The sequence below is a fragment of the Pseudomonas syringae pv. tagetis genome (assembly GCF_022557255.1).
In the GTDB taxonomy this organism is placed as follows: Bacteria; Pseudomonadota; Gammaproteobacteria; order Pseudomonadales; family Pseudomonadaceae; genus Aquipseudomonas; species Aquipseudomonas caricapapayae.
Genome location: NZ_CP092923.1, coordinates 2,656,264 through 2,667,078 on the forward strand (window position 1 = coordinate 2,656,264; position 10,815 = coordinate 2,667,078).

The 10,815-nt window shown below is 60.6% G+C and carries 8 protein-coding genes; 2 read left to right on the forward strand and 6 right to left on the reverse strand.

Annotation, left to right across the window (positions count from 1 at the left end):
- Nucleotides 1-25: 25 nt before the first annotated feature.
- Complete coding sequence (locus tag MME58_RS11970; protein WP_055006587.1) at nt 26-1,618, forward strand: sensor domain-containing diguanylate cyclase; 1,593 nt, start codon at nt 26-28, stop codon at nt 1,616-1,618.
- 28 nt (nt 1,619-1,646) lie between these two features.
- On the opposite strand, the gene MME58_RS11975 is transcribed toward MME58_RS11970, so the two are convergent.
- Nucleotides 1,647-4,790: an efflux RND transporter permease subunit gene (locus tag MME58_RS11975; RefSeq protein WP_054988054.1), complete on the reverse strand. Its 3,144-nt coding sequence runs from the start codon at nt 4,788-4,790 to the stop codon at nt 1,647-1,649.
- Nucleotides 4,791-4,824: 34 nt separating this feature from the next.
- A complete protein-coding gene (locus MME58_RS11980; RefSeq protein WP_054988055.1) occupies nt 4,825-5,985 on the reverse strand; it encodes an efflux RND transporter periplasmic adaptor subunit in 1,161 nt (386 codons plus the stop codon).
- 180 nt (nt 5,986-6,165) lie between these two features.
- Between MME58_RS11980 and MME58_RS11985 the strand changes: the two genes are divergently transcribed.
- Complete coding sequence (locus tag MME58_RS11985; RefSeq protein WP_054988056.1) at nt 6,166-6,723, forward strand: TetR/AcrR family transcriptional regulator; 558 nt, start codon at nt 6,166-6,168, stop codon at nt 6,721-6,723.
- Nucleotides 6,724-6,738: 15 nt separating this feature from the next.
- Here MME58_RS11985 and MME58_RS11990 read toward each other — a convergent pair whose 3' ends face one another.
- Genes MME58_RS11990 through MME58_RS12005 form a run of 4 tightly spaced genes read right to left on the reverse strand, consistent with a single transcriptional unit; the run spans nt 6,739 to nt 10,811 of the window.
- Nucleotides 6,739-8,133, reverse strand: a complete 1,395-nt coding sequence (locus MME58_RS11990) for an isochorismate synthase (RefSeq protein ID WP_055005986.1) — start codon at nt 8,131-8,133, stop codon at nt 6,739-6,741.
- Complete coding sequence (locus tag MME58_RS11995) at nt 8,130-8,450, reverse strand: isochorismate lyase (protein WP_054988058.1); 321 nt, start codon at nt 8,448-8,450, stop codon at nt 8,130-8,132. Before MME58_RS11995 ends, MME58_RS11990 begins: the two co-directional genes overlap by 4 nt.
- Before the next feature lie 3 nt (nt 8,451-8,453).
- Nucleotides 8,454-10,034: a yersiniabactin biosynthesis salycil-AMP ligase YbtE gene (gene ybtE, locus MME58_RS12000; protein WP_055005987.1), complete on the reverse strand. Its 1,581-nt coding sequence runs from the start codon at nt 10,032-10,034 to the stop codon at nt 8,454-8,456.
- A 12-nt stretch (nt 10,035-10,046) separates the two neighbouring features.
- Nucleotides 10,047-10,811, reverse strand: coding sequence for a thioesterase II family protein (locus MME58_RS12005; protein WP_054988060.1), 765 nt, complete (start codon nt 10,809-10,811; stop codon nt 10,047-10,049).
- Nucleotides 10,812-10,815 lie beyond the last annotated feature (4 nt).

Genomic DNA, 10,815 nt, shown 5'->3' on the forward strand with positions numbered 1-10,815 from the left:
TTCTCACCTGTTGTGGAGGCAAGTTTTGAAACGCGACCTTCGGCTTGCGTCATGGCTGATCTTCGTAGTGTGCGCCTGCGTGGTGATGTTGATGGCCTGGCAAGCATGGACCGCGCGCCGCAACACGCTGGAGAACATCCAGACCAGTACGATCAATCTGGCTGGGGCGCTGAGCACTTACACAGACGGCATTTTCAAACAAAGCGAGCTGATGCTGATCGGCCTGACGGAGCGCGTCGAAAAAGACGGTGCCGGGCCTGAGCAGATCGAGCGCCTCAGGTGGGTCATTGCCCGAGAAATGGGCGCGCTGCCGCAAATCGATACCGTTTCGCTGTACAACGCCGACGGGATTTGCACCTTTTCAACCAATCCCAAGGCTGTTGGCGTTAACAGTGCCCAGCGCGAGTTCTTCCAGCATCACTTGCAGAATGCTGGCAAGGCACCTTACATCGGTCCGACAATTCGCAGCCGAGCCTCCGGCAAGTGGGTCATATCGGTCAGCAGGCGCATCAATCACCCTGATTCGAGTTTTGCCGGGTTGATGGTCGTGACCATCGGTGTCGATCACCTGTTGAAGTTCTATTCGGATATTCAGATTGGAAAAACCGGTGTCATCAGCCTGACGTCCACAGCTGGACAATTGCGTGTCCGCTATCCCCACCTGGAAGCTGAAATCGGCCGTGACCTTTCATCCACGCCGATTTTTACCTCTGAACACAGCCGGCCCTTCGGCACCACTCAGTTCGTTTCCAGAATCGACGGTGTTGCCCGTTTTTATGCATTCAAGCGCAGCGACGTGTACCCGATTGTCACGGTGGTCGCGCTGGGTCAGAAAGAGGCCATGCTCGACTGGCTGGGCCAGACCAGACAGTCGATTCTGGTCATGCTGGTGCTGCTCGGGCTGGTGGTAGGCCTCGGCATCCGCTTGATCGGGCACATACACAGCCGCATAAGGGCGGAAGACCAGCTGCTTGACTCCCAGGCAGCCCTCATCCAGTTGAATCAGCATCTGGAGTTCATTGCTTCTGAAGACAAGCTCACCGGGCTGGCCAATCGCAGACGTTTCGATCAATTTCTGGAAGTCGAATTCAAGCGCGCCAGACGTGAGCGTAGCCTGTTGTCACTGATACTGATCGATGCCGATCACTTCAAACGCTACAACGATCACTACGGTCATCTGGCCGGTGACGAGTGCCTGGTGGCCCTTGCCCGAGTGGTCGAGCAATGCATCCGCCGCCCCGGTGATGTTGCCGCCCGCTACGGCGGTGAAGAGATCGCGGTGGTGCTGCCCGGCAGCGATGAGTCGAGTGCTCGTCAGGTTGCCGAGAACATTCTGCATGCTATTCGCAATGAGCGGATCGATCACCCTGCCAGCCCGTTTGGCATTGTCACGGTCAGCCTCGGTGTGGCCACATTCATCGGCACTGATCGGCAACTCGACCAGCGCGGCCTGATCGAGCTTGCCGACCGTGCGCTGTATGGTGCCAAGTCACAGGGCCGCAACCGGGTGAATGTGGCATCGGAAATAGCGACCAGCACACTACCGGCCTGGACCCGCGTCAAGGCATCGGCAGACCGGCCATCCGGCCCCGGGCCAACGGCGGACCGATGGGACTGATGCCGTCGGCCCGACGTCAGAATGGCGTTTACTGCTTCTGCGCCAAGTGTGCATCGTCGGCAACCTGCTGCACATGTGGCTTGCGACGCAGCACTGACAGGACCCAGACGAAGAATATCGGCACCAGAATAACGCCCAGCAATGTGGCGCTGAGCATCCCGCCGATAACGCCGGTGCCGATCGCACGCTGGCTCGCGGCACCTGCGCCGGTGGCGAGGGTCAGGGGCACAACGCCGAGGATGAAAGCCAGTGAGGTCATGACAATCGGCCGAAAACGCAGCCGCGCAGCCTGAAGTGCAGCGTCACGCAGCGAATGGCCTTGATCCCATAGCTCTTTGGCGAATTCGACGATGAGAATCGCGTTTTTCGCGGCCAGGCCAATGATGGTGATCAATCCGACCTTGAAATACACGTCGTTGGGCATGCCCACGGCGGTGACTGCCAGCACCGAACCCAGTGCACCGACGGGCACGATCAGCATCACTACCAGTGGGATGGCCCAGCTTTCATACAGTGCGACCAACAGCAGGAACACCACCACCAGAGCGAGGGCGAACAACCCGGTGGCCTGGCCACTGGCGACCTTCTCCTGATAGGACAGGCCGGTCCATTCGTAACCGATGCCTTGCGGCAGTTCGGATACGATCCGCTCGATTTCCGCCATCGCCTCGCCGGTGCTGACACCGGGCGGAGCGTCGCCAGCGATCTTGAACGTGGGGTAACCGTTGTAACGGGCGATCTGCACCGGGCCTTCCTCCCAGTGCGTCGAAACGAATGCACCCAGCGGCACCAGCGTGCCGCTGCTGTTGGGTACGTAGAGTTTGAGCACGCTTTCCGGGGTCATCCGCGAACTCTGCTCGGCCTGCACCACCACCCGCTGCTGACGTCCGGCATTGGCAAAATCGCTGATAACCGAAGAGCCGAACGCCGTGGACAGCGCATTGCTGATCGATTCGAAACTGACACCAAGCGCACGGGCTTTTTCGCGGTCGATGTTCAGGCGCAATTGTGGCGCCTCGGCCAGGCCTTCCATCATGGCGTAGAGAATCTTCGGGTTGCCATTGGCTTTGCCCAGCAATTCGTTGCGCGCCGCCAGCAACGCTTCACGGCCGAGCCCTGCGCGGTCCTGCAAGCGCAGTGCGAAGCCGCCGGAGGTCCCCAGGCCTTCGATAGGCGGTGGTGTCACCGCCATCACCGTGCCGTCGGCAAGCCCGGCAAAGTGTTGGTTGAAGGCCGCCGCTTCTGCACCCGCCGACTGGTCCTTGCCACGCTCCGACCAGTCCTTCAGGGTCGGGAACGCCAGACCTGCGTTTTCACCCATGCCGGAGAAACTGAACCCCAGCAGCATGGTCACTGCACCGGTTGCCTCGCGTGACAGCATGTAGTTTTCCAGCAACTGCGCGGTGGCGTCGGTACGCGACCGGGTCGCCCCTGGAGGCAGTTGCACGTCGATGATCAGATAGCCCTGATCTTCCACGGGTACAAATGATTCTGGCAGGCGCAGATAGAAGAAGCCCAGCAGACCGACGATACCGACGTACAGGAGCATGTAGCGCCCAGCGCGTTTGATCATGCTGGAGCTGACGCGCTCGTAACGGTCGGTGAATGTACCGAACAGGCGATTGAATCCGCCGAAGAAACCGCGCTTCTCATGGTGACCGGCCGGGATGGGCTTGAGCAGTGTGGCACACAGCGCCGGGGTAAAAGTGAGGGCAAGAAAGCCCGAGAACAGAATCGACACAGCCAGTGACAGTGAGAACTGCTGGTAGATCACCCCCACCGAGCCCCCCATGAACGCCAACGGCAGAAACACCGCGGCCAGCACCAGCGTAATACCGAAAATCGCCCCGGAGACCTGCTGCATTGCCTTGACTGTTGCGGCTGCCGGTGAAAGTCCTTCTTCGGCCATGATCCGCTCGACGTTCTCTACCACCACAATCGCGTCGTCGACCAGAATACCGATGGCCAGCACCATGCCGAACATGGTCATCATGTTCACCGAGAAGCCCAGCAGGTACATGATCGCCAGGGTCCCGGCCAGACACACCGGCACCACGATGGTCGGGATAAGCGTGTAGCGGATGTTCTGCAGAAACAGGAACATCACCAGAAATACCAGCACCATGGCTTCGATCAGGGTGTAGATCACCTTGTCGATGGCCACATCGACAAAGCGCGAGGTGTCGTACGGCACCGAAAACTCGACGCCTTCCGGGAAGTTGGCTGACAGCTCGGTGAGCCGCTGCTTGACCGCTTTGACGGTCTCGATTGCGTTGGCACCCGGTGAAAGTTGCACCGCACCGGCCACGGCGCGTTGGCCGTTCAGACGTGATTCGAAACTGTAATCCTGGCTGCCGACAGCCACCCGCGCCACATCGGACAAATGCACCGCTGAGCCGTCTTCATTGGCGCGCAGGACGATGCGACCGAACTCTTCCGGGTTGTCCAGCGTACCTTTGACTGCCAGGGTTGCGGTCAGCTCCTGCAATGACGAGCCGGGGCTGCTGCCGAAACTGCCTGCTGGGACCTGTACGTTTTGTGCCCGTATGGCAGCATTTACATCGTCGATGGACAGCCCGAAACCGACCAGCTTCTGCGGATCGATCCAGACCCGCATCGCCGCTTCGGCGGCGAAGAATTGCAGCCTGCCGACACCGTTCACCCGGCTGATTTCATTGTTGACGTTGCGCGCTGCATAGTCGGCCAGTGCGACCGTGTCCTTGTCGACCGAGTTGCCCGTGTAGTTGAGGGTGAAGATCATCAGGAACCCGGAACTGGCCTGTTCGACTTGCAGACCCTGACTGAGCACGGTTTGTGGCAGACGTGCTTCGGCTTTCTTGATACGGTTCTGGACTTCGACCTGGGCCATGTCCGGGTTGGTCCCCGGTACAAATGTCACGTTGATCTCGGCGCTGCCGGTCGAGTTGCTGGTCGACTCGTAATACAGCATCCCCTTGGCACCGTTCAGCTCTTCCTCAATGACACTGGTCACCGAATCGACCAGCACTTTCGCGGATGCGCCGGGGTAGGTGGCAGTGATGGTGATCTGCGGCGGCGCGACGTCCGGGTATTGCGCCACCGGCAAGGCGGGCAGGGCCATCAGGCCGGCCAGCAGAATGAACAGGGCCAGTACCCAGGCAAAGTTGGGTCGTTTGATAAAAAACAGAGACATGGACGGTGATCCTCGATCGCGCTGAAGGCGGCTTTTATTGCGCTTTGGCCTGCTGTTGAGCGGATGGCGATCTGGGGGCGACCTTGTCACCGGGATTGAGCCCGGTCATGTTGCCGACGATGACCTGTTCACCGGCTTTCAGACCCTCGGTAATCTGCCAGCGCGAATCCTGCATCGCGCCGGTTTTGACCGGGCGGGCTTCGACCGTGCCGTCCCGGGCAATCACCAGCACGCGTGCTGCGCCGTCGCTGGAGCGCTGGACCGCCCGCTGGGGCACCAGAATGGCATTGCTGTCGACACGTTGCGGTGTGCGCACACGCACATACATGCCCGGCAACAATACCGCTCCCGGGTTGGCAAAACGGGCCCGCAACAAGACCTGGCCGGTCGTTCGGTCGACGGCGACATCGGTAAACAGCAGGGTGCCGGTGCTCTGATAATCGCTGCCGTCGACGCTCAGCGACAACGCGCCTTCTCCTCCTTTGGGCAAGCGACCTTCCTGGATAGCGGCGCGCATCTGCAAGGCGTCGGCGACTGGCTGGGTAAAATCGGCGTAGACCGGATCGAGTTGCTGAATGGTTGCCAGCAATGTGGTTTCGCCCTGACCGACCAACGCGCCTTCAGTGACCATTGCGCGGCCTATCCGCCCCGAAATAGGTGCCTTGACCGTGGCATAGCCAAGGTCCAGTCTGGCCGTTTCCACGTCAGCCTGAGCAGATTTTTTAGCGGCGATGGCGTTTTGCAGTGCGGAGCGGGCCGTGTCGAAGGTCTGGCGACTCACGGCTTCTACTTCCACCAGCGATTCGTAGCGTTTAACCGTGGCCTGTGTCTCGAACAGCGTGGCTTCGGTGCGTGCCAGGTCCCCCTGAGCCTTGGACAGTGCGGCCTTGAACGGTGCCGGGTCGATCTGGAACAGCACCGCACCCGCTTTCACGTCGGCGCCTTCCTCGAAGTTGCGGGTCAACACGATCCCGGCCACACGGGCACGTACCTGCGCCACACGAACCGGCTCGATACGGCCCGGCAGTTCGTCAACGACCGTGAAAGATTCGGCTTTGGTGGTGATGGCTTCCACTTCTTTGGGGGCCGCAGAGGCAGCATGATCCTGCGGCTGTTTCTGTTCGCACCCAGCAAGACCCAATGCGGCCAGCAGTGCTATCGCAGGCATGACACGCCATTCGCTCAAACTACTCATCATTCACCCGGCCGCAGCCCATCAGATGCTAAAGCCGCGAATGATCCACTGTGAACAGGCGTGAGTCAATATTGACTCATGTGAGACTTTGGTGACTAATTGTGTAGGGGCTTTGAGAACTCAGCGATGTTTCTGCACAATGCGCTGCCCGCCACTTATACGAGTTGAAGACGTACCCCAATGGAATTACCTGCTGCTGACGATAAATTTCTGAAGGCCCTGGCCGTTGCGCTGGTTGACCACTCCAACGGTACGCTCAAGGATATTGCTCAGGCGGCTGGTGTAAGCAAAGCGACGCTCAACCGCTTTTGCGGTACTCGTGCCAACCTCGTGGAGATGCTGCTCAATCACGCCTCGGACCTGATGAATCAAATGGTCGTCGACGCGGACCTGCAGAACGCTCCACCGCTCGAAGCGTTTCAGCGGCTGGTGGAAAACCACCTCATGCACCGCGAAATGCTGGTCTTCCTGGTGTTTCAGTGGCGTCCTGACTCGCTTGACGAAAGCTCCGGCGGTGGCCGCTGGTTGCCTTACTCCGACGCCCTCGACACATTTTTTCTACGCGGCCAGCGCGAAGGGCTGTTCAGAATCGACATCAGTGCCACTGTTCTTACCGAGATGTTCGCGTCGCTGCTGTCCGGCCTGGTCGACGCCGAACGCCGTGGCCGCGTGGCGCGCGCGGGGATGAGCGCGCTGTTGATCCAGTTTTTTCTGCAGGGCGCGGCGTCGGTCAGGTAGGCAGTCTGCGTTCGGTTACATCCATAACGCTTCGTTGGACGACTCCCCCAATGCCTCCCTCATGGTTTGCATTTTCAGATCGCTTTCCCGGTACTCGCTTTCCGGCTCGGAACCGCTAACCAGCCCGCAGCCTGCAAACAGGGTAGCTCTGTGTCCGTTCAGCAATGCCGAGCGCAGGGCGACCGCGAGCTCGCCGTTGCCCTGGTCGTCCAGCCAGCCGATCGGCGCTGCGTACCAGCCTCTGTCGAGTTGTTCATGGCTGCGGATATAGTCCAGCGCCTCACGGCGCGGCAGGCCGCCGACTGCCGGAGTCGGGTGCAGGCTTTGGGCGATCTGCAAAAGGCTGGCATTCGAGGCGAGGGTCGCTTTGACAGGGGTCAGCAGATGCTGGATATGCGGCAATTTGTGCAGTCGAGGCCGGCGGGCAATGTCCAGTTCCAGGCAATGTTCAGCCAGACCCTGTCTGATGCAGTCGATCACCATGGCGTGTTCGCTATTGTCTTTATCGCTGGCCAGCAGTTGTTCACCCAGGCGCACGTCGTCGGCGCTGGTCGTTCCGCGTGGCGCGGTGCCTGCCAGGGCCATGGTCTGCAGTTGGTCGCCTTGCACGGTCAACAGGCATTCAGGCGATGCACCCAGAAAACAACTGCTGCCACGAGCGAACGCGAACAGGTAGGCATTGGGCTGCCTGAGCGTCAGGTATTGCATGACCTGCTCCAGCGGATTGGCCACGGGAACATTCTGAGAGCGGGCCAGGACGACTTTTTTCAGTCCGCCACGCTTGATCCGGCCGACCGCGTGAAGCACGTCCTGTTTCCATAGATGGGCCATGGACAAACGCACGAATCGATCCATTGCCCTGGGTCCACCGGGCAAGGGCCGTTGAAGAATGCCAGTCCATTCGTCTGCCAGCGTTCTGGCCAGTTGCCCGCAATCACTGCGCTCATCAATCAGCACATTGACGATCAGTTGAGTCCGGCCATCGGATTCATGAAGTTCGAAGCGCGGCAGTGTCAATGCCGCCTCGGGAAAGTCGCGCCATAGCCGTGTCGCAGGCTGCCGTCGGTCGAAGGCAAACCCGCCGAACAGGGTAGGGCGATGTTCGCCGTGCACCACCGCAGTCGCTGCCATGTCCCGCCAGCGTTTTTCCAGCGTCTGCCAACTGTCCGCAGGCCCGGCATTGAACTCATGCGCCAGGCCAAGGCCGATACGATAGCGATCCTGTGCCTGCACACGCCACAGGCAAGCTGGTTGAACCTGCTCGCGATTGGCGGCGAATAATCCGAGCGGTTCGACGTAAGGCGAGGGTGTGGAAAACGACGCCAGGATTCGAAGCTGACGGGAGCTGGCTTGCGCCCGGGCGGTCTGCAGGCACCCCTGCAGACCGCTGAACGACGGCAGTCGATTCATGACTCATCCTCCGGGTTCAGCAGTTGCCAATGGGTGATCTGCTGGTTGATGAACCAGTGGATCAGATCCTTGAAGAAGTCCTCAGTCTCATCGACGGGCAAGCCGGCATCGCTGGCCCACTGGCGTCGCTCTTCAAGCATTGCGCGCACCCGCTCGGGTGCCGGAATAGCCTGTCGATTGGCCTTGAAGCGGGTAGCGGCCTGCACATAGGTCAGGCGCCGGGCAAGGATGTGCACAATCTGCCGGTCCAGCTCATCAATGCCCTGACGTATATCGCCGAGGTTTTCGCATTCAGGTGCAGACTTCACAACACTCATGGGTTACTCCCGGATTAACTGGGCCAGAACGGCGAGTTGGCGTTTGTCGATCTTGCCCACGGCCGTCAGTGGCCACGCAGCAACCCACTCGAACTGATCAGGCAGGCTGTTTTCGCCCAGCCCGTGCAGATGCAACTGGTCGCGAATGTGCTGCGCTGCACCCGTTGGCTTGTCGCCCAGAATGAACGCGCAGATACGCTCGCCCAACAGCGAATCCGGCACGGCGACCACCACCGCCGATTCAATGTCAGGCAGGGCTGTAAGGTGATTTTCGATATGTGTCGCCGAGATCTTTTCACCGCTGCGCTGGATTTGCTCCTTGATACGTCCTTCGACGATCAGGTTGCCGTCCGGCGTCCAGCGCGCAAGGTCTCCGCTGCGGTAGTAGCCCTCGCGGGTGAAACTGCGCGCGTTGTGTTCTGCCGCCTGGTAATACCCGGTAATGGTGTAGGGGCCGCGGGTCAGCAGTTCGCCGGTCTGGCCGGGAGCAACGTCGTGCAGGTCGGCATCGACCAGACGAACCTCGTCGAACGGCGACAGCGGCCGTCCCTGAGTGTTGAGCACGACCTCCAGCGGATCGTCCGGCCGGGTGTAGCACAGCAAGCCCTCAGCCATGCCGAACACTTGCTGCACTTGGCAGTCCAGTGCCTCGAGTACCTGTGTAGCGAGTGCCGGGTCGAGTCGCGATCCTCCGACCTGTAGCAGCTTCAGGCTGGACAGGTCGCTGTCTTCCCAGTCGCGTCCCTGAGCCCAGAGCTGCGCCAGCGGCGGAACCAGCGCCACATGGGTGACACCTTCACGTTGTATCAACGGCATGGCCACGTCGCAACTGGCGCTGTCACTCAGCACCACGGTTGCACCTGCGGCCAGGCTGCCAAGCACGCCGGGGCAGGCGAGGGTGAAATTGTGTGCGGTCGGTAGCACCGCCAGATATACGCTGTCGTTGTCCAGCTCGCAAAGTCTGGCCGAGAGGGAAAAATTGTAGGCGTAGTCGGCATGGCTGCGCGGGATCAGTTTCGGGGTGCCCGTGGTGCCGCCCGAAAGTAGCAGCAGAGCCATGTCGCGCGGGTCTGTCATGGGATCGGCCGGGCAGGGCGCCTCCAGCGCCGACATCGCTTTGAACGGTCCTGGTTCGCCGTCGACGATGACATGCATCAGTGAGGGCTGATGTTCGATAATTCCGGCGGCCATGTCTCGAAAATCGAAGTCCCGAAGCCGATCGGGAATCAGGTAGGCCACCGGCTCGGCCAATCGGCAAAGGGCCGCGATGTCCTCTGCACGCTGGGTGGGCATGGCCAATACGGGCACCGCGCCAATCCTCATCGTGGCAAAGAATGCACAGACAAAGCCGACGCCGTTGGGCAGTTGCAGCATGACCCGGTCACCGGCCTTGATACCCAGCGTGGAAAGGCCTCCGGCCAGACGGTCGACTTGCAGGTCCAGTTGCGCATAGCTCAGGCGCACAGCACCTGCGACCAGCGCGGTACGTGCGCCGTGCTGGCTCGCCCATCGACGCAGGCGTTGCGGGAGAGTCTGGTCGGCGAAGGCGTGTAGCGGGTCTGCAAAGAGATGTTCGGTGTGCATGGTCGTTTCCCGTTACGGATGGAAAGGGCTGATGCTCTGCTCGATGAACGTCAGCACGCGCGTGGCGAAAGCTCTGGGGCGTTGCGTGAGGTAGAAATGATCGCCGGCCATGACGTGTTGCTGAGATTCGCCGCACAGCCAGTGCTGCCAGGCACTGACTTCGTCCTGATCGGCTTCGGGGTCGTGACTGCCATGCAGCAACAGGGTCGGCGTCTGCAGGCGCTGACGACTCGGATGCAACGGACGGTGATAGCTTTCCGTGGCTTGAAAATCGGCACGCAGCAAGGGCATGAACAGTGCCAGCAGGTCCGGGTTTGCCAGCAGCGCCTGGCTGACACCACCGATGGCCACCAATTGTTCGATAAAATGCTGGTCGTCCAGGTGACTGAGCAGGCGCCTGCCGCTCAGATGGGGGGCATGACAGGCCGACAAAACCAGTCCTGCGGGTGGCGTGCCTGCCTGTTCCAGCAACAGACAGGTTTCGAAGGCAACCTGCGCGCCCATACTGTGCCCGGCCAGTATCAGGGGCTGGCGTTGTGTGGCTGATATCGCCTGAATTTCGGTAGCAAGGCTTTCGGCGAGAGGCTGTACATGACGCAGACAAGGCTCGTGCATACGTTGATCGCGGCCCGGGTAGATCGCCAGCGTCAGGTCCAGGCCCGGTTCGTCGAGCCCGCGCCAGTTGTGAAATGCTCCGCCGCTGGCACCGGCAAACGGGCACAGCAGTATGTGGTTTTGGCACTGATCTGTTTGCAGAAAGGGTCGCAACATCCCCATGCGA